The following is a 19,665-nucleotide window of genomic DNA, read 5'->3' on the forward strand; positions in this document are numbered from 1 at the left end:
ATTCCTTTAGACGGATAGCTAGAATGGTTGTATTGTTTCATGATTTTTACTCTGATTCTATTTAAAGATCGATTAATCAACTGGGTGATGTGAAAGCGATCAATAATGATTTTTGCATTTGGAAAAAGCTCTCTTATAAAGTACTCATAAGCTGCGTTCATATCAATCACGATGAGTTTTACCTGCTCTCTCACTTTTAGCGGATACTTTTGAAAGTGAAGTTTGAGATAAGCTTTTCTTCTATCAGGAAGGATATCGATCACCTCATGTGTATCGCCATCGGCGTAAATGAAGCTCATCGAACCTTTCACATTTTTGACTGATTTGAATTCATCGAAAAGCAAACAAGGCGGTAAAGATTGGAAGTCAGGGTAATAGACTTGGGCGAATGTGCTAATCACTCGCTTAACGGTGGAAGGTGATACCGTATGTTCTTCTGCTATATACTTCATAGAAAGATCTTCTCTTGATTGAAAGCCGATGTGTTGCTTTACTTTCTTAGAAATAAAACAATGTTCTTCGACTTCTGAGGAATGAGCAGAGAAGGTCTGTGTACAAGACTTACAATAGAAACGTTGTTTCTTTAGATAAAGGCGCGTTGGATACCCAGCCACCTTATTCCAGACCATTTTAGTTAGCTTGGTTCCGTACTTAATAATGTTATAATCGGCGTTTTTAACACCGCACTTAGGACAATAGCCTGGTGTATAAGTGATTGTCCCACTGACAATATTGGTTAAAGTTCCTTTTAGGGTTTGACGATCGATCTGAGTCAATGTGATCGATTCATCTTGGATATGAAGCAATTTTTTGATATCATTAGATTCAAGCAAGCGAGATTCCTCCTATAGATTTGGTGTGGTAACTATAGTCTATCAGAGAATCTCGCTTGTTTCATTTTACATAAAAATAGTGTTGGCGAATTCTCACCAACACCAAATATTATAGAACCGAAATCACTAACGTCTTTTTTATGAAAAAATAGAAAACAAATGAGTTCTCCTGTAGAATGAAAATCTCCTAAAACCCAATATTCATAGCAAGAATTCAATTGCCTACATCAAAAAATATGCTAAAAGCACGCGATATTTAAAACCAAAATACTATTTTTAACGATAACTGCGTATCGTGTGAACTCATAAACAAAAGAAATGTAAATTTATAGATTGTAACCTAACCTATATTCCTACTAGATGTAAAGAATTTTATGTGCAGAACAAAGAATACTCAATCTAAAAAATAGTACTCAGACTTCTAGAATAACTTTTCCAATGTCTAGCATTTTCTCGACCTATCTCAGATTGAAAAGCAGCGGTTCAAGTTTAAGGATTGCGGATCAATGTTTACGGCCGAAACACCGATTGTAAAAGAACAATGCTTTATCTCTAACTTCATCAAAGTAGAAATACTGTCGCTCGTTCAATCAAGAGCTTGTCCGAAGAGACGATTTTTTTCTGCCGCAACGATTCAAAAAATCATTAATGAATTGGTAAAGTATTATCAACCTTACTATCAGTCAATGCCGAAGAACTTACAAATTGATGAATTCATGTATGGTGAGAGACAAATGGCTTTTGAGTATATTAATATTGTGACGGGCACGATTTTAGATATTCTACCCAGCAAAGATACGCAAACAATCAAAGATTACTTTCTTTCTAGACACATTCAGAAACAAAGAGAAAAGGTTAAAACCATCACGATAGATATGAATGATAGTTACGGTAGCATCCTCTTAAAGAAGATTGGTAAATCTCATAGGAAAATAATTTTATGTATAATTAATCTAATAAACATGTGACAGAAAACTAGAAATCATATAAAAAAAAAAATAATATTTGATAATTTTAATTATCCATTCTATTTTTATGATAAAATACTTACTAAAGCCCAAAATAATTTAATACGATAAAGTCGTATAAATCAGGAGGATATCATGCAAGAGGAAATAAATTTATTAGAAATGCTGTCAATAATAAGAAAGAGACTAGTAATGATTATTAATACTATGATTTTTGGTATGTTGTTAGCAGCTGTATATACATTTTTTATCGCAACACCCCAGTATAATTCTACTACGCAGTTGCTCGTAAATCGTACACAAGAATCAGAAATAATTCAAAGAGCCGACATTGATACTAACGTTCAATTAATTAATACATACTCAGACATTATAAATAATGCTATAATTTTGAATCCTGTAATTGAGGAACTAAATCTTAATCAGACCACTGAACAATTGAAAGAGCAAATTAGTGTTTCTGCTGCAGATAATTCCCAAGTTTTCACACTACAAGTAACTGATGATAATCCATACCAAGCTGCTGATATAGCCAATACTATTTCTACTGAGTTTAGAGATAATCTTAATTCTATTATGAATGTCGATAACGTAACGATTATCTCTGAAGCGATTTCTAACACTAAGCCAGTTTCTCCAAATAATACTTTTAACTTAATTGTTGGTCTTGTATTAGGCGGACTAATAGGTGTAATTATATCTTTCTTAATAGAATTTTTAGATTCTTCAGTAAAAGATGAAAAATTCATTGTAGACGAATTGGGTTGGATAAATTTAGGAATTATTTCAAAAATGAATGGTGAAGAACTTAAGTCAAGTAACCAGTCAACTATGCATCATAAGAACAAAGAGACTAGAGCATCAAGATCAAGAATTTAGAGGGAGAATATAAGATGTTTAAAAATAAAAAAACAGATAGTTTGAATGAAAGACCAGGATTAGTTGTTATAAATAAGCCAACATCAATTGTGTCTGAACAATTCAGAACGGTAAGAACAAATATTCAATTTTCTATGGTTGACGAAAAATTACAATCTTTAGTTGTAACATCTGCTGGACCATCATCAGGTAAATCAACTGTTTCTGCAAACCTAGCGGTCACTTTTGCTTCAGAAGAAAATAGAGTTCTTCTAGTAGATGCCGATTTACGTAAACCTACAGTTCATAAAACTTTCAATATAAAAAACAATGAAGGATTGACGAAAGTTCTTACTGATAAACTGACCAACATAGATGAAGTCATTTATAGATCTAGCATTGAGGGACTCTTTTTAATGACAAGTGGTGCTATTCCTCCGAACCCTGCAGAATTACTTTCTTCTAAAAGAATGAATACAATTATTGAAGAAATGAAAGAAGAATTTGACATGATAATCTTTGATATGCCACCGGTTTTGGCCGTCACTGATGCGCAAGTAATGGCTTCTAAGGTTGATGGACTTCTATTTGTTATACCTAAGGGTGAAGTTAGTAAAGAGCAAGTTTTAAAGTCTAAAGAATTGCTTGAAAATGTACAAGCAAATATTTTAGGTGCAATCCTCAATAAAGTGGAAAAATCAGAGAAAAATTATTATTATTATGGAGACTGATTCTTTAAACATTCTATATTTTAAGATTATTGATATATTATATTAACTTTAATTTGATTCAAAAAAACGTTCTGGGAGAATAGCTTTATGAATAGAAAGCTTAAAAAGAAAATCTTAATTATATACGATTTGCTATCAATACTTATTTCTAGTACATTATCCTATCTATTTCTTATACCTTTTGTTTTACTACCAAACATTGAGTTTTGGTTATCTGTTTTATTGAGCAGTTTGACCTACTATGTAATCGGATGGTACCTGCATTTCTTTTCAAAAATAAATAGATATACTAGTTTAAAGGAAACGTTAGTCCATATTTCTGGTGTTTTTGTTACGTTTTTATTAACCGCTATCATATTATTACCATGGTTTGGTGAATTAAGTCTGAGGCATCTAACTTTAACCTGTATATTTTCATGTATATCAATACCTGGTAGTCGGATAATGTGGAGGATTTATCAAGAAAGAAGTCAGAAAGTTAAATCTGAAGCGATCGATGACAATGTTTCTAAGATTCGGACTTTGGTTATCGGAGCTGGAGATGGTGGAAGTTTATTTATAAAAAGCTTACAAAGACATTCCAATGGTATCGAACTTATAGGGGTCGTGGATGATGATCCAGCTAAACAAGGGGTATATTTATATGGTACTCCTCTTCTTGGTATGGTGAAAGATATTCCAAATATAGTGAAGTCACTTAAAGTCCAACAAATTACGATTGCAATTCCTACTTTACTACCTGATGAATTAGATAGAATTGTAGAAATTTGTTCCCAAACTGCTGCAAAAGTGAATAGAATGCCTTCAATTGAAGAGGTTGTTCAAGGGAAATTAGAAGTTAATAATTTTAGAAATATTGATATAGCAGATTTACTTGGACGTGATGAGGTAGAGTTGGATATAGGTCATGTAGCAAGTTTGATAACCGGTAAAGTGGTTCTTGTTACAGGGGCTGGTGGATCCATAGGCTCTGAAATTTGTAGACAACTCATAAGATTTTCTCCGAAAAAAATAATACTTCTTGGTCATGGTGAAAATTCTATTTACAATATACACAAAGAAGTTACTAATGCAAAAGATACGATGACAGAAGTTGTACCTGTCATTGCAGATATACAAGACTATAATAGAATGTTAGAAATTATGTCTTATCACAAGCCAAATCGAGTTTACCATGCCGCAGCACATAAACACGTGCCATTGATGGAGTATAATCCTAAAGAAGCGATTAAAAATAATATAATTGGTACCAAAAATTTAGCAACAGCTGCAAGAATGTCTAGTGTTGAGAGCTTCATAATGATATCCACTGACAAGGCAGTTAACCCTCCAAATATAATGGGTGCTTCTAAACGAGTAGCGGAGATGATAGTTACTAGCATGAACGCTATAGGTAAGACAAAATTTGCTGCAGTTCGCTTTGGTAATGTACTAGGGAGTAGAGGAAGTGTAATACCTTTATTTAAAGAACAAATTGAAAATGGTGGTCCCTTGACTGTAACCGACTTCAGGATGACAAGGTATTTCATGACGATACCTGAAGCAAGTAAACTTGTTATTCAAGCTGGCGCATTGGCTGAAGGAGGAGAGATTTTTATCCTTGATATGGGAGAGCCCGTTAAAATCATTGACTTAGCGAAAAAAGTTATAAAATTAAGTGGTAACAATGAAAATGATATAAAAATTATCGAATCTGGTATTCGTCCAGGTGAAAAGTTGTATGAAGAATTATTAATGGTTAATGAGCAATTAGAGCAACAAGTTTATGATAAAATTTTTGTGGGCAAGGTTAATAGGATTTCTTTCGATTCAGTCATGAATTGGGTTAACAAGCTAGAATATTTAGATGACTCTGATTTGAAAAAAGAATTAATACGGTTTGCTAATCAAAAAAACAATACTGAAATGACAAATACTATAGATGAAGAAGGTGAAACTAATGTATCCGAAAATGTTCAAAAGATTCATTGATATTTTACTTTCTTCATTAGCTTTATTTTTTTTATTTCCTCTGATTATTTTAATAATGCTAATGATAAAAGTTAGTAGCAAAGGTCCAATTCTTTTTTCTCAAAGAAGAATTGGAAAGGACAGAAAAGAGTTTATAATTTATAAATTTAGAACTATGATTGTTGATACGCCTAAAGATTCACCTACTCATCTATTAGCTGATTCTAGCAAGTATATTACTAAAATAGGGAAAGTATTAAGATCAACGAGTCTTGATGAATTGCCACAACTTTATAATGTTTTAAAAGGAGATATGAGTATTATTGGTCCAAGACCCGCCCTATGGAATCAGGAAGATTTAATTAAAGAAAGAGACCTTTACAATGCAAATGCCATTTTACCTGGACTAAGTGGTTGGGCTCAGATTAACGGACGCGATGAAATTTCTATAACTGAAAAAGCAAAATTGGATGGGGAATATGTTGAAAACGTGAGCTTTAAGACCGACTTGAAATGTATATTCCTTACTGGCATTAGTGTTGTAAAAAGTGATGGAATATACGAAGGACAGAAAAAACATGGAGAACTTTAAAATGAAAATTCTTATTACCGGAGAAAAAAGCTATATAGGGAACTCTTTTAAAAAATATTTAGAGGAATTTTATAACGAAAGATATGAAATTGATAAAATCAGTTTGCGTAATTCAAACTGGCAAGTTAAAGACTTTTCAAAATATGATGCTATCTTACATGTCGCAGGTATTGTTCATGCAAAAAGTAATGCAGTTGACGATTCATTGTATTATGCTGTTAACAGAGATTTGACTTACCAATTAGCAAAAAAAGCTAAACAAGAGAAAGTTAAACAATTTATTTTCTTAAGTACTATGAGTGTTTATGGAGTAGATAATGGAACGATTTACGAAGATACGATACCGAGTCCAGTTACATTGTATGGAAAGTCTAAATTGGAAGCAGAGAAATTATTAAAATCTTTGTCAACAAGTCAGTTCGTAATAACTATAGTACGACCACCAATGGTATATGGCAAAGGTTGTGGGGGTAACTACAAAAAATTATCTAAAATATCATCTTTTGTCCCGGTTTTTCCTAAATATACCAATAGTAGAAGTATGATTTTTATAGAAAATTTAGTAGAGTTAATTAGAATTTTAGCAGAAGATCAATTCGAAGGTGTTTATTGTCCACAAAATGAAGAATATGTGAATACATCCAATATGGTTGAATTGATAGCGAAAGAAAATGGTAGAAAAATAAAATTAACTAATAAAGTAAATTTTTTAATTAAACTAGCTTTAAAAAGAGTAAATTTAGTTAATAAGATATTTGGCACATTAGTTTACGATAAGAATTTATCTACATATAATAAACCTTATAATCTTGTAAGTTTTGAAGAGTCTATATCGAAAGCAGAGGCAGATAAAAGTGGAATTTAAACAGGAGATTAACTCATTAGTTTCTATTATTATCCCGACATATAATAGTGCTTCCTATTTAGAAGCTACTTTAAATTCTATCGTTGTACAATCATATAGCAATTGGGAAGCAATAATAATAGATGATTGCTCGGAAGACGATACTAAGCTTATAGTTAGTAGATTTCAAGAAAGTGATTCAAGGATTAAATATTTAAAATTAGAGAAAAACTCAGGTACTGCAGTTGCTAGGAATAAAGGTGTTGAAGAAGCATCAGGGACATATATTGCTTTTTTAGATAGTGATGATATGTGGGCAAAAGATAAATTAACTAAACAAATAAATTTTATGGAAGAAAATAATTATTATTTCACAAGTACAAGTTATTCAAAAATTGATCAAGATGGTAAGGAATTAGGGAGAATTGTTTCGCCCCTAAAGAAGATGAATTATTATGAGTTACTTAAGAGAAATACAGGGAATTCAACTGTCATATATAATGCTGAATTTTTAGGTAAATTCTTCATTCCTGATATCCGAAAGAGAAATGACTATGTAATGTGGTTACAAGTTATTAAAAAAGCAAAAAATATATATGGATTAGATGAAGTACTTGCTATGCATAGAGTTAGAGAAGGTTCATTATCAAAAAATAAATTTAGTTTACTAAAATATCATTGGCATGTTTATAGAAAAATAGAACATTTACCTTTAAAAAAATCAATATATTTAATGTTATATTGGGTTTTAGGGACGTCATTAAAAACTACTCTAAATAAAATACGATAAAGACAATAAAAAGGAAGATTTTAGTGTATAAAATAGGCATTTGTGGACATTTTGGTATAGGTAAGGAATTATTGAATGGGCAAACTGTTAAAACAAAAACTTTAGCTGAAGAGATTACAACAAAGATCGGGAAAGAATTAATAAGCAAAGTAGATACTCATAATTGGAGAAAAAAACCTATAAAGCTTCTCATGAAATGTTATAAACTGATTAAAGATTCAGAAATATTAATTATTTTACCTGCACATAGAGGAATTAAAGTTTTCGTACCTATTTTTTTATTACTCAATTTATTTTTCAAAAGAAAAATTCATTATGTAGTAATTGGAGGCTGGATTAGTAATTATCTAAAAGAAAACAACTTACTAAAAAAACAGCTTATGAAGTTTGATGGAATTCATGTAGAGACTAAGAACATGATGATGGAATTAAACGATTTGGGTTTTGATAATGTTTATCAATTGTCAAATTTTAAAAGAATTAAACCTCTCAAAAAAGTTGAACTCTGTTATGATACTAAGCCTCCTTATAGATTATGTACCTTTTCTAGAGTAACGGAAAAGAAAGGAATTGAAGATGCAATTGAAGCAGTATGTCATGTAAATGAAAAAGCTAGAGAGTGTATTTTTACATTAGACATATACGGTCCAATAGACCCAGATTATGCAGATCATTTTAATACATTAAGTAAAACATTTCCGAGTTATATAAATTACAAAGGATTAGTAGCACATAATAGCACCGTAGAAGTATTGAGAAAATATACGTTATTACTTTTTCCAACTAAATATAGTACTGAAGGTATTCCTGGTACTATTATTGATGCTTTTGCTGCTGGTGTTCCAGTAGTAGCATCCAAATGGGATAATTATTCAGAAATCATAGAAGATAATATTACCGGAATAGGTTATGAATTTAATAAACTTGAAGATTTTAAAAATAAACTAGACAACGTTAGCCTGAATATCAATAAGCTTAATTTTATGAAAAAGAATTGTATTGAAGCAGCTAATAATTATCTGCCTGAATTAATCATTGATAATTTTATCGAACTTTTGGATAGAATATAAAATTCGAAAAGAGTGTATTATTTAAATGAAAACTAATAAAGTAATTCAAATCATACCAAATTTTGGTCTTGCTGGAGCTGAAATTATGGTTGAAAATCTTTCATATGAGTTAAAAGACCTTGGATTAGATGTCGTTATAATTAGTTTGTATAATTATAATTCGGTTATCACGGATAGACTTTTAAGTAAAGGGTTTAAAATATATTTTTTAAACAAAAAAAGAGGTATTGACATAAATCTCATAAAAAGATTAGTTAATATTTTGAAACATGAAAAGCCTGATGTAATTCACACACATCTTTATTCGATGAAATATGCTATTCCCGCAGCAATATTAGCTAAAATAAAAAATAGAATTCATACAGTACACAATGTAGCAGAAAAAGAAAACTCTTTTTTAAATAGAAAAATAAATAGCATCTTTTTTCGATTTTTTAATGTCATTCCAGTAGCACTTAGTCCTATGATACAAGATACAATCGTGAAAGAATATAAACTAAAGAAGAAAAACATTCCTGTTATACTAAATGGAATCAACTTAAGACTTTATAAGAAAAAAGAAATAGGTATAAACTTAGAAGAATTTAAATTTATTCACATTGGAAGATTTGAAGAATCCAAAAACCATAATTTGCTAATAAATAGTCTTAAGAAGACTTGCGAGTTATATCCTAATACAAAATTATCATTAATTGGTGAAGGAAGTTTAGAATTAGAGATTAAGCAGCAAGTTATAGATCTCGGATTAGAGAATAATGTACTTTTTCTGGGCATAAAAAGTTCTGTGTCAAAGTATCTCTATAATGCTGATACCTTCATATTACCTTCGCAATATGAAGGTATCCCTTTGACCTTACTAGAAGCAATGGCCACCGGATTACCTATTATAGCTACTAGAGTAGGTGGAATACCAGATTTAATTAAGAATGAAAAAAATGGGTTACTAGTTAAAGATGATTCTGAGGATATTTCCAAAGCAATGGTGAAGTTTATTGAAAGAGAAAATTTTAGAAAGTTATTGGGAGAAGAAGCATTTAATGATTCTAAAAAATATTCATCTTCTATAATGGCTGAAAAATATAAGAGCATATATGATAAGTAATATAGTGAATAAGGATGGTGAGTAACATAGGAAATATAATTTTCTTAATTTTATTTGTTTTATTTATAATAATATTATTCAAAAATAGGGAAAACGGATTGATTGCATACATAGTTTTTTCACTATGCTCGCCACACTTCTCTATAGGTTCATTCCAAATCACCTTTGAAATAGCTTGTTTTTTCCCTTTACTATTTATATTTTTGTTGAAGAGCAGTAAAACTTTTTCTATATATAAAAGTAGTTATTTTAGACAATATTTATGGATTTATTTTTTTATTTTTATAATCGCCTCTTTAATCTCATCATTAAAATACAATAGTGGAATCAATCTATTTCCGATGTTTGGAAATATAAGATTCATTCTAATGATTTATATGTTGCAAGAGATTATGAAGTTCAATAGTGAAGCGATTTTAAACAAAATTTTTAGTTTATTACTAGTAATAAACGCTATTGTTTCTTTTGTTCAGCTCACAGTTCCTAATACAACGAATTTATTCTATGATCTTTACTTTAAAGAGTCATTGACACCCTTAAATGAAGTAGTCGGGCTAGGTTATTTTAATAGAGCTTATGGGACTTTCGGGACTCCAGTAGTATTAGGAATATTTTCAATGTTTTGCTTTGCAATTTTTTTAGGATTATTATCAGAAAAGTACAATGATAAAAAACTATATTTAAAAATAATTGCGACAGTTATATTAGGATTATCTGGTCTATCGAAGACGATAATTCTAAGCATGCCAATTATTTTAATTTTCTATTATTTTTTAACAGTATTTGGGATCATAAAAGTAAAAAACAGAAAAATTTTATTAATACCTATTTTAATAATACCCGTATTTCTTTTGATGGTTAACTATTTAGAGCGTGCCGGGACATCAATAGCATTTTACTTAAACTACTTAACCAATCCCTTTGGAGCATTAACTACAAGATATGATTCTACTAATGGTATTTTAGTTGATTCGTTCAAAATAATTGAGGATAACATCCTTATAGGAGTTGGATCTGCCGTTGTACCGAATGTTTTTAACGGAGATTCAATGTATACTGGTTTGTTATTCAATACTGGAATAATAGGTTTCATTATTTATTTCTTAACTTTAGGTTATAGTTCGCTTATTAATCTTAGTCGTAACAATACAACTACATTGCTTTGTTTCTTAGCAATTGTATTAGGTGGATTAGCAGCGCCAATACAGGTAGATTTGTTGACGGCACCTTTAGTTGCTTATATTTTTCAAAAAAGTGAATACAGGATTTATTCGAAGAAAAAAAGATCAATAAATGGGGTCTAATTACATCGTGAAGAAAAGTATTTTGTATATATATTCTGATTTGAATGTAGGTGGTATACAAACTTTAATTTATAGAAAAAGTAAATGGCTTATTGAGCATGGATATAATGTTATTTTATTAACTTCTTCTAAAGGTATCATGCATAACTCTTTTGAATCTATTGGAGTCAATATCATAACTTCAAATGTCTTTTTTACTAATTCTCTAGGAACTAAAGAGTTGATAAATTGTTTTAATGAAATTATCGGTGCGATGAATAATCAGGATAAGATAGATGTAGTTGAGTGTTTTGAACCAGTAAATGCACATAATGGATTAATAATTTCTAAACTTTTTAACGCAAAATTATTAGTGGGTGTTTACCATCCTAAAGCATTTACAACAGGCTTTGAAATTAGAAATCAAAGTTATTTAAATCTTATTAAAGTTTTGGATGAGTCTGGTTCGTTGGTTTTCATGAATGAAGATGTATTAGTTTCACATGAAAGTTTTTACAATATAAAGATCAATAATTCTAGCATAATAAAATTGCCAGTAGATCAAAAGGAAACCAGACCACACTTCATTCACAACGAATGTTTCGTTGTTGTTTCAATAGGTCGTCTGGTAGATTTTAAAAAGTATGTGTATGGATTAATTAGTGATTTTGATGAATTTTATGCTATCAATAAAAATTCGAGGTTAGAGATTATTGGTGATGGTAATGAAAAAGAGAATATAGTTAAGTTTGCAAAAACATTTCAATCGTATAGAGACGGTAAAATTATTTTTTTAGGTACTATACCTTATTCAGAGCTGGATGAATATTTATATAAAGCCTCCTTAGTTATTGGTATGGGTACCTCGGTACTTGAGACTTCAAGTGCGGGTATTCCTTCTGTAATTGCGCCGGCATATTTTCAGTCCAATATTTCTAATGGATATGTTTTTGAAAATGATAACGTTGGTGACACTAAGAATAATTGTAGCAATACGTACAGATATTACATGGATACATTGTATAATATTGATATAGAAGCATATAGTGAAATTTCTAAAAAATGTAGTGATTTTGTTAAAAATAATTATGATATTAATATTATTATGGAAGAATGGTTAGAGAAGATGGAAGTTACAAAGCCAATTATTGTTTCCGAAAAATTAGATTCATACATTATTGAAAAACCTTCAAGAATAGTTCTGAAGAATATTTACCGAACTATTTTCGGTATGTTAAGTAAGATAAGATATTTCAAAAAGTAGGAGAAGGTATATGAATTTATTTAAAACTAGCTTTTGGTCAGGTCTTTCTACTATAATCAAGTTGTTGGCAGGTATTGTAACTACTAAGATAATGGCCATCTATATAGGACCATCAGGTATAGGATTGCTTGGCAATTTTAATAATATAATCGGTATATTTTCAACTTTTGCCAATGGTGCTATCGGAGTTGGTACTACTAAGTATATATCTGAATTTGAAAGAGATAAGGATAAAAGAAGTGTTACGCTACATTCATTGAGAATTACAATATTTTGCTCATTGATAATTGGAAGTATTATACTATTATTCCACAGATCTATAGCTTCATTAATTTTTGGAGAAGTTATTTATACTGCTGCTATTATTATAATTGGTATTACTATTATATTCTTTGGTTTAAATACTACTATTACCGCCGTGTTTAACGGTTATAAGAATATAAAAGTAATGACAGTAATAGGTATTGTTGGAAATTTAATATCGGTAATTTTGGCTTTTATTATTACAATTAATTTTGGACTTTTTGGTGCACTTATAAATGCTTCTATTGCCCAAATCTGTATATTTCTACTAAATATATTTGCTATTAATAAACTTAAACTTATTGACATTAAAGAGTTAAAAGGGAAAATAGATAAAGTTTTAACTTATAATTTATTCAAGTACGCTTTAATGAGTATTGTATCTGCCCTTTTTGTCCCTACGGGAACACTATTTATTAGAACTTACATCATAAATAATTTTTCTCTAAATGAGGCGGGATACGTTCAAGCGGTATGGAGTATCTCGTCAATGTACTTGCTCGTGATAACTACTACATTATCAATTTATTATTTGCCTACTTTATCAAGTTTAAAAAAGAAAAGTGATCTTAGAAACGAAATTTTAAAAGGTTATAAATATTTAATTCCTGTGGCGATACTCAGTGGTGTGACTATATTATTAAGTAGGAATTTAATTATTAACATACTATATACTCCAGATTTCTTAAAAATGAAAGAATATTTTGTTTTTCAGATTGTCGGAGATACATTCAAAATCGCGTCTTGGATTCTAGCTTATTTAATGGTCGCTAAGGCAATGACCAAGTTATATATCATTACAGAAATATTATTTGCAGTTATTTATTTAACGTTAGCTATATTGTTTATGAATATATTTGGAAGCATCGGAGTAACCTATGCTTATGCAACTAATTACCTTCTGTATTTGTTGACTATGTTGTACTTATTCAGAAAAACAATATTTCGGAAATACCTAATATAAAGGGGATTGGATTATGAAAATCATGGTAAATGATTTAGAAAGACAATTTTTAAAATACAAAGATGAATATGAAAGAAAAGCCATCGAAGTATTAAGAAGTGGATGGTATGTGTTAGGAAATGAAGTAAAGAGTTTTGAGGAAGAATTTGCTAAATATATGGGTTCGAAATACTGTGTTGGTTTAGCAAGTGGTCTGGATGCTTTATCATTAGCCTTTCGTGTATTAAACATAGGTAAAGATGATGAAGTTATAGTACAAGGTAATACCTATATTGCTAGTGTTATGGGAATAACGCTCAATAACGCTACTCCAGTGTTTGTAGAACCTGATAAATATCATAATATCGACATTGATAAAATCGAAGAAAAAATTACTGATAATACTAAAGCTATTTTAGTAGTACATTTATATGGACAAGCAACTAACATGGATAAAATAATGGAATTAGCAGCTAAATATAATTTGAAAGTAGTGGAGGACTGTGCTCAGTCACATGAAGCTAAATATAAAAATATCAATACAGGAACGTTTGGTGATATAGGATGTTTTAGTTTTTATCCATCAAAAAATATGGGGGCCTTTGGAGATGGCGGAGCGATAGTGACCAATGATGCATTATTAGCTAAAGAAATTAGTGTTTTGAGAAATTATGGAAGCGAAAAGAGATATCACAATAAAGTGATAGGAGTTAATTCTAGATTAGACGAAATACAGGCTGGTCTGCTTAGAGTTAAATTAACCCACTTGAAGGAATTAAACGAAGAAAGAAAAAATCTTTCTGAAAGATACAGTAAAGAAATTGATAATGAGCTAATCGAACTTCCTAAAGTTAGAAAAGACAGTACAAGTGTATGGCATCAATTCGTTATTACGACTGAGTATAGAGAAGAACTAATTGAATTTTTAGAAGAAAATCAAATATCTTCTCTAGTTCATTATCCGATTCCCCCGCATTTATCAGAGGCCTATCAATATTTGGGTTTGGAAAAAGGAGATCTTCCTATAACTGAAGCATATGCTGACAAAGTTTTATCAATACCTTTATATAATGGTATGACGAACCAAGAACAAGATTATGTAATTAAATATTTAAATAAGTTTGAGCTAAAAAAATGAAATTAAGACAATTAGCTATTAAGGATTCCCAAGGTATGTTGGAATGGATGAAATCTAAAGATATTAATCAATATTTTAGAATAAATCCCGCAGATGTTACGGTAGAAACTGTTCAAAAGTTTATAAATGAATCATTTACAGACATTAACAAGAATTATGCTATTGTGGACAGTAACGACGAATATTTAGGTACAATAAGTTTAAAGAATATTGATTCTAAAAATAATAATGCTGAATATGCAATCAGTCTTCGAGAGTGTGCCAAAGGAACAGGCGTTGCTAAGCTCGCTACAATTGAATTACTAAATATAGCTTTTAAAACACTTAATTTAAATAAAGTATACCTAAATGTACTTTCAAAAAATATAAGAGCTATAAAGTTTTATGAAAAAATAGGTTTTGAATATGAGGGAGAATTCTTAGATCATTTTTATATAAATGGAAAATATGAGAATATTAAATGGTATGGAGTAAGGAAGGTAAAATTTGAAAAATAATAATAGCGATTTTAAAAAGATTTCTTTTAAGCAAAAAGGTGATGAAAGAGGAAGTTTAATAGTAATTGAAAATAATATAGATGTACCATTTGAAATAAAAAGGGTTTTCTATATTTACGGAACAGAGGGTAATATTGTAAGAGGTCAACATGCCAATCGTAAAACTGAATTTGTTTTAATCAATATTAGTGGAAGTTCTAAAATAAAGATTGATAACGGAACTGTGGAACAAATTATCGACTTGAAAAGTCCCGATCATGGAGTATATATTCCTAAAATGGTTTGGAAAGAAATGTATGATTTTTCTGAAAATTCTATCCTTTTAGTGCTCGCTAGTGAGCCATATGATTCAGAAGAATATATAAATAACTATGAAGAATATTTAAAAGAAGTATAAAAATATTTTATTATTATATCTACGTGGAGGGTGAAAGCTATTAAAGGAATCATTTTAGCAGGTGGAAGCGGAACTCGCTTATATCCTATAACGAAAGTTGTGTCCAAACAATTAATGCCAATATATGATAAACCCATGATATACTATCCGCTCTCTATTTTGATGTTATCAGGTATCAAAGATATTTTAATTATATCCACTCCAGCTGATACTTCAAGATTTAAAGAATTATTGGGTAATGGTGAAGATTATGGAATAAATTTATCTTATGAAATACAAGGCAAGCCAAATGGTTTAGCGGAAGCTTTTATTATCGGTAAGGATTTTATAAAAGATGATTCAGTCTGTTTAATACTTGGAGATAATATTTTTCATGGTGTTGGATTATCTAAATTACTCCAACAAGTTTCACTGAGAAAGAGCGAAGCTACTATATTCGGTTACCATGTTAACGATCCTGAACGTTTTGGTGTTGTAGAATTTGATGAAGGTATGAAAGTGAAATCTATCGAGGAAAAACCAACTGAACCTAAGAGTAATTACGCAATTACAGGACTTTACTACTATGATAATGAAGTGGTAAATATCGCTAGTAAATTAAAGCCTTCAGCAAGAGGCGAATTAGAAATTACTGATATAAATAAAGTATATCTTGAAAAAGGATTATTGAATGTTGAAATAATGGGGCGAGGTTATGCTTGGCTAGATACGGGTACTCATGAGTCCTTGTTAGAAGCTAGCACTTTTGTAGAAACCATTGAAAAACGACAAAATTTGAAAATTGCTTGCCTTGAGGAAGTTGCCTATAATATGGGATATATTAATAAAGAAAAAGTTATGTCCTTAGCAGAACCTTTGAAAAAAAATGAATATGGTCGATATTTAATGCGTATTGCTAATGAGAAAAGGAAGTATTAATTTTTAAGGAGTAAAAATATGAATATATTAGTTACTGGTGGTGCAGGATTTATAGGAAGTAATTTTATAAATCACATGCTTTCCACATACGAGGATTATAAAATTTATAACTTAGACTTACTGACGTATGCTGGAAATTTGGAAAATTTAAATAGAGTGAAAGACAAAGATAATTATCAATTTATAAAAGGTAATATAGTGAATGAAGAATTAGTAGATCATATTGTCAAAGAGCATAAAATTAATTGCATAGTGAATTTTGCTGCTGAGTCTCATGTTGATCGAAGTATCACTAATCCCAATATATTTGTAGAAACCAACGTAAATGGTACAATGAATTTATTAAATATTGCAAAAAAAAATAACATACAAAAGTATGTTCAAGTTTCTACTGATGAAGTTTATGGTTCACTAGGTAAAGAAGGTTTTTTTACTGAAAAATCTCCTCTAGCACCAAATAGCCCTTACTCTGCTAGCAAAGCTAGTGCGGACTTGTTAGTTTTATCTTATTATGAGACTTACGGAATGAATATCAATATAACACGATGTTCTAATAATTATGGGCCATACCATCATCCTGAAAAATTAATACCACTGATGGTTACTAACGGGATACAGAATAAAAAAATGCCTATCTATGGAGATGGTGAAAATATAAGAGATTGGCTCTACGTAGATGATCATTGCGAAGCGATTGATTTAGTTTTACACAAGGGTGTTAAAGGTGAAGTCTACAATATAGGTGGTAATAACGAAAGAACAAATAATGAGATAGTTGATATCATTATTAATGAATTAGGTGTTGCTGATAATCTTAAAGAATATGTTGCAGATCGTTTGGGTCATGATAGAAGGTATGCTATAGATCCATCAAAAATTGTAAATGAATTAGGGTGGAAACCGAAATTTAACTTTGATACTGGAATCATTAAGACTATAAAATGGTATGTAGATAATGAAAATTGGTGGAGATCACTTTAAAGTTTATTAAAGTGTGATTCTTAACTTAAGTATTTTACAAGGATGCTAATTATGTAAGGAGTCCTACCATGATAAAGCCTCTACAGTCACTAAGATTTATAGCAATATTTTTTGTATTTCTATCTCATCTTTTGTTTTTTGAAAATACAACATATGAGTATTTTTTTCTTCGCTTTCTATATGGAGGATATTGGGGAGTTACCTTTTTTTTAGTATTATCGGGGTTTGTAATGTCCTATAATTATCAAGAATCATTTAAAGATTTAAATAGAAAGAAGTACTTGGAATTTATCAAAAAAAGATTAATTAGGCTTTTTCCTATTCATATATTCACTTTTATTTTAGCAGTACCGTTCTATATTTTAGCGATTATAAATTATCCTATAAAATATTTTTTTAAAGCTTTGTTAAATATTTTATTAATACAAAGTCTTATACCAATAAGAGAAGTTTACTTTTCCTTTAATTCAGTTTCTTGGTATTTATCGTGTTGTTTTATATTGTATTTATTAACCCCATTATTGCTTTTTCTTTTGTCTAAAATTATGAAATCAAATAAATATTTGATAATTTACGGTTTCTTAATATATTTAATAGCTTTTTTAGCAGTTATAATATGGAAAGAACATAGACATTTCACATGGATTTTTTACATATCTCCTTTTTTTAGAATTTTTGATTTTAGTCTCGGTTTATTGTTAGGAATCTTTATAAAGGTAAATAAATTTGAGAAATCTAGAAAATATTATACTATTATAGAAATAAGTAGTGTAGTATTTTTTATAGCAATGTATTTGTGTTACCCATATATTAATAAAGCATATACTTATGGAGTTTATTATTTGCCTATAATGCTTTTAATAGTGGCGATTTTCAGTATAAATAGAGGGTACATTTCAAAATTGTTGGAAAATAAAAGACTAGTTGCACTAGGAGGGGTCAGCTTTGAGTTTTATGTTATTCATAAGTTGATTATCGACTATTTAGTATTTTCATCTCCAAATATCAATCCAATTTTGATTGCTTTAATTAGTTTTATAATGTCCATTCTGAGTGCTATTATCTTAAATAGAATTTTCAAAAATCAGATGTTCAACAAATTTATAAGATTTAATTAGTCGAATATATAAATTGTTAATTTCGTAAATTTCAAGTTTAAGTTAGTCACCTAGTTAAAAAAGATATCCTTACTTAATTGTTTAATTGGTTATTGGAAGAGGTTACTTGTCATCTGGTAAGCACTAACGTGCTTAAGCCACTTGGGATAATGAGTGCAATACCTTTGCAAAACAGTCATGTGGTGTTTTATAGCCAAGTATTTTCCGAGGATAGTCATTCATCCATTGTTGAATTCTCAAGTATTGTGTTTTGCTAAATTGACTGATGGCTTTTCCTTTTGGAATAAATCGACGAATAAATTTATGTTGATTCTCGCTAGTTCCTCTTTCCCACGAAGCATAAGGATGACTGAAGTACACATCAAGTGTCTCTTGAAGCGCCTCATGAAGACCAGCAAACTCAGATCCATTATCAGAGGTGATTGTCTTAAATACTTTAGAGAAAGTATCACCGGCGCTTTTTCGCAATTGACTGATTGTCTGATTAACAGACTCTTTTTCTTTACCCTTGAGTTTAAGGATGATTTCAAAGCGTGTTTGACGTTCAACTAACGTCAATAAAACCGAATCGGTTTTCACTTTATTCCCGACAACTGTATCGATTTCCCAGTGTCCAAAGTTCTGTCTATTATCAATTTCTAGAGGTCTTTATTCAACAGATTGTCCTAAAATCAGTTTGTTTGTTCCTCCTCTATAAGAAGTGTCTTTTGGTTTTCGTGATAGTTTTTCAAGTAGATCCATATTTTTGGTTCTCACGATACCTTTGTCAATCCATCCATAAAGAGTCGTTGTACAAGGAATAATAGAAGAGTCAAACAAGTCATGTGTTTTAGCAAAACCAATGACTACGTCCGGAGACCACTTTTCTAGTATCAGTTTATCATCTGCCCATTCAATAAATGCATACGTGTCAGCCTATTTTGGCCGACGGCCACAGTTCAATCGAAGCCTATCGCAAGCTGCTTGTCCGGTATCAGGATCGTAGCTAGTCGTATAGTAATCATAAACTTTGCCGTTTTGCTTTTGGCGTTTAAGTTGAGTGATGGTTCCACGATGGATTTCACTATTGATGGTTTGCGGGACAC

General features: G+C 30.2%; 19 protein-coding genes and 1 pseudogene. 18 read left to right on the forward strand and 2 right to left on the reverse strand.

From position 1 onward, the window contains the following. Positions 1-833, reverse strand: an 833-nt coding sequence (locus J5J05_RS08225; protein ID WP_208559039.1) for an ISL3 family transposase, incomplete at its 3' end; no start/stop codon positions are given. 506 nt (positions 834-1,339) lie between these two features. On the opposite strand from J5J05_RS08225, the gene J5J05_RS08230 reads away from it, so the two are divergent. The 18 genes from J5J05_RS08230 to J5J05_RS08315 all read left to right on the forward strand — a co-directional run bounded on the left by J5J05_RS08230 (position 1,340) and on the right by J5J05_RS08315 (position 18,580). Then, on the forward strand, positions 1,340-1,801 hold the full coding sequence (locus J5J05_RS08230) for a transposase (RefSeq protein WP_208560212.1): 462 nt from the start codon (positions 1,340-1,342) through the stop codon (positions 1,799-1,801). Between the two features lie 135 nt (positions 1,802-1,936). Next, on the forward strand, positions 1,937-2,680 hold the full coding sequence (locus J5J05_RS08235; protein WP_208560213.1) for a YveK family protein: 744 nt from the start codon (positions 1,937-1,939) through the stop codon (positions 2,678-2,680). Between the two features lie 14 nt (positions 2,681-2,694). After that, positions 2,695-3,390, forward strand: coding sequence for a CpsD/CapB family tyrosine-protein kinase (locus J5J05_RS08240; protein ID WP_208560214.1), 696 nt, complete (start codon positions 2,695-2,697; stop codon positions 3,388-3,390). 87 nt (positions 3,391-3,477) lie between these two features. Beyond that, positions 3,478-5,361 carry a nucleoside-diphosphate sugar epimerase/dehydratase gene (locus tag J5J05_RS08245; RefSeq protein WP_208560215.1) on the forward strand — a complete coding sequence of 628 codons (1,884 nt, stop codon included), beginning with the start codon at positions 3,478-3,480 and terminating at the stop codon, positions 5,359-5,361. Beyond that, the gene (locus tag J5J05_RS08250; RefSeq protein ID WP_208560216.1) at positions 5,330-5,932 is read left to right on the forward strand and encodes a sugar transferase; all 603 of its coding nucleotides are present in this window, start codon (positions 5,330-5,332) and stop codon (positions 5,930-5,932) included. Before J5J05_RS08245 ends, J5J05_RS08250 begins: the two co-directional genes overlap by 32 nt. Position 5,933: 1 nt before the next feature. Beyond that, entirely contained in the window at positions 5,934-6,797 is an 864-nt protein-coding gene (locus tag J5J05_RS08255) for an NAD-dependent epimerase/dehydratase family protein (protein WP_208560217.1), read from the forward strand. Then, on the forward strand, positions 6,787-7,566 hold the full coding sequence (locus tag J5J05_RS08260; protein ID WP_341868513.1) for a glycosyltransferase family 2 protein: 780 nt from the start codon (positions 6,787-6,789) through the stop codon (positions 7,564-7,566). Before J5J05_RS08255 ends, J5J05_RS08260 begins: the two co-directional genes overlap by 11 nt. A gap of 23 nt (positions 7,567-7,589) precedes the next feature. Beyond that, complete coding sequence (locus tag J5J05_RS12955; protein WP_208560218.1) at positions 7,590-8,636, forward strand: glycosyltransferase family 4 protein; 1,047 nt, start codon at positions 7,590-7,592, stop codon at positions 8,634-8,636. Between the two features lie 25 nt (positions 8,637-8,661). After that, positions 8,662-9,738 (forward strand): glycosyltransferase, encoded by a 1,077-nt coding sequence (locus J5J05_RS08270; RefSeq protein WP_208560219.1) that lies wholly within the window; start codon positions 8,662-8,664, stop codon positions 9,736-9,738. A gap of 368 nt (positions 9,739-10,106) precedes the next feature. Further along, positions 10,107-11,042, forward strand: a complete 936-nt coding sequence (locus J5J05_RS08275) for a hypothetical protein (protein ID WP_208560220.1) — start codon at positions 10,107-10,109, stop codon at positions 11,040-11,042. 7 nt (positions 11,043-11,049) lie between these two features. Next, positions 11,050-12,285 carry a glycosyltransferase gene (locus J5J05_RS12960; RefSeq protein WP_208560221.1) on the forward strand — a complete coding sequence of 412 codons (1,236 nt, stop codon included), beginning with the start codon at positions 11,050-11,052 and terminating at the stop codon, positions 12,283-12,285. A gap of 10 nt (positions 12,286-12,295) precedes the next feature. Further along, positions 12,296-13,552, forward strand: a complete 1,257-nt coding sequence (locus J5J05_RS08285; RefSeq protein WP_208560222.1) for an O-antigen translocase — start codon at positions 12,296-12,298, stop codon at positions 13,550-13,552. A 13-nt stretch (positions 13,553-13,565) separates the two neighbouring features. Beyond that, positions 13,566-14,669, forward strand: coding sequence for a DegT/DnrJ/EryC1/StrS family aminotransferase (locus J5J05_RS08290; RefSeq protein WP_208560223.1), 1,104 nt, complete (start codon positions 13,566-13,568; stop codon positions 14,667-14,669). Further along, positions 14,666-15,166 (forward strand): GNAT family N-acetyltransferase, encoded by a 501-nt coding sequence (locus tag J5J05_RS08295; RefSeq protein WP_208560224.1) that lies wholly within the window; start codon positions 14,666-14,668, stop codon positions 15,164-15,166. Before J5J05_RS08290 ends, J5J05_RS08295 begins: the two co-directional genes overlap by 4 nt. After that, positions 15,156-15,563 (forward strand): sugar 3,4-ketoisomerase, encoded by a 408-nt coding sequence (locus J5J05_RS08300; RefSeq protein ID WP_208560225.1) that lies wholly within the window; start codon positions 15,156-15,158, stop codon positions 15,561-15,563. Before J5J05_RS08295 ends, J5J05_RS08300 begins: the two co-directional genes overlap by 11 nt. A gap of 39 nt (positions 15,564-15,602) precedes the next feature. Continuing rightward, the gene (gene rfbA, locus J5J05_RS08305) at positions 15,603-16,481 is read left to right on the forward strand and encodes a glucose-1-phosphate thymidylyltransferase RfbA (RefSeq protein ID WP_208560229.1); all 879 of its coding nucleotides are present in this window, start codon (positions 15,603-15,605) and stop codon (positions 16,479-16,481) included. An 18-nt stretch (positions 16,482-16,499) separates the two neighbouring features. After that, on the forward strand, positions 16,500-17,462 hold the full coding sequence (gene rfbB, locus J5J05_RS08310) for a dTDP-glucose 4,6-dehydratase (protein ID WP_208560226.1): 963 nt from the start codon (positions 16,500-16,502) through the stop codon (positions 17,460-17,462). A 68-nt stretch (positions 17,463-17,530) separates the two neighbouring features. After that, the gene (locus tag J5J05_RS08315; RefSeq protein ID WP_208560227.1) at positions 17,531-18,580 is read left to right on the forward strand and encodes an acyltransferase family protein; all 1,050 of its coding nucleotides are present in this window, start codon (positions 17,531-17,533) and stop codon (positions 18,578-18,580) included. Between the two features lie 132 nt (positions 18,581-18,712). Here the strand turns inward: J5J05_RS08315 and J5J05_RS13030 are convergent. Continuing rightward, positions 18,713-19,665, reverse strand: a pseudogene (locus tag J5J05_RS13030) (IS30 family transposase); the annotation flags it as partial.

Source organism: Marinilactibacillus kalidii (assembly GCF_017599325.1).
In the GTDB taxonomy this organism is placed as follows: Bacteria; Bacillota; Bacilli; order Lactobacillales; family Carnobacteriaceae_A; genus Marinilactibacillus; species Marinilactibacillus kalidii.

What these genes read in the sequence shown, in the direction of transcription:
- J5J05_RS08235 (WP_208560213.1), top strand. Translation starts at nt 1,937, where the DNA reads ATGCAAGAGGAAATAAATTTATTAGAAATGCTGTCAATAATAAGAAAG.
- J5J05_RS08295 (WP_208560224.1), top strand. Translation starts at nt 14,666, where the DNA reads ATGAAATTAAGACAATTAGCTATTAAGGATTCCCAAGGTATGTTGGAA.
- J5J05_RS08270 (WP_208560219.1), top strand. Translation starts at nt 8,662, where the DNA reads ATGAAAACTAATAAAGTAATTCAAATCATACCAAATTTTGGTCTTGCT.
- J5J05_RS08245 (WP_208560215.1), top strand. Translation starts at nt 3,478, where the DNA reads ATGAATAGAAAGCTTAAAAAGAAAATCTTAATTATATACGATTTGCTA.
- J5J05_RS08285 (WP_208560222.1), top strand. Translation starts at nt 12,296, where the DNA reads ATGAATTTATTTAAAACTAGCTTTTGGTCAGGTCTTTCTACTATAATC.
- J5J05_RS08255 (WP_208560217.1), top strand. Translation starts at nt 5,934, where the DNA reads ATGAAAATTCTTATTACCGGAGAAAAAAGCTATATAGGGAACTCTTTT.
- J5J05_RS08250 (WP_208560216.1), top strand. Translation starts at nt 5,330, where the DNA reads ATGTATCCGAAAATGTTCAAAAGATTCATTGATATTTTACTTTCTTCA.
- J5J05_RS08315 (WP_208560227.1), top strand. Translation starts at nt 17,531, where the DNA reads ATGATAAAGCCTCTACAGTCACTAAGATTTATAGCAATATTTTTTGTA.
- J5J05_RS08275 (WP_208560220.1), top strand. Translation starts at nt 10,107, where the DNA reads ATGATTTATATGTTGCAAGAGATTATGAAGTTCAATAGTGAAGCGATT.
- J5J05_RS08240 (WP_208560214.1), top strand. Translation starts at nt 2,695, where the DNA reads ATGTTTAAAAATAAAAAAACAGATAGTTTGAATGAAAGACCAGGATTA.
- rfbB (WP_208560226.1), top strand. Translation starts at nt 16,500, where the DNA reads ATGAATATATTAGTTACTGGTGGTGCAGGATTTATAGGAAGTAATTTT.
- J5J05_RS08230 (WP_208560212.1), top strand. Translation starts at nt 1,340, where the DNA reads ATGTTTACGGCCGAAACACCGATTGTAAAAGAACAATGCTTTATCTCT.
- J5J05_RS08290 (WP_208560223.1), top strand. Translation starts at nt 13,566, where the DNA reads ATGAAAATCATGGTAAATGATTTAGAAAGACAATTTTTAAAATACAAA.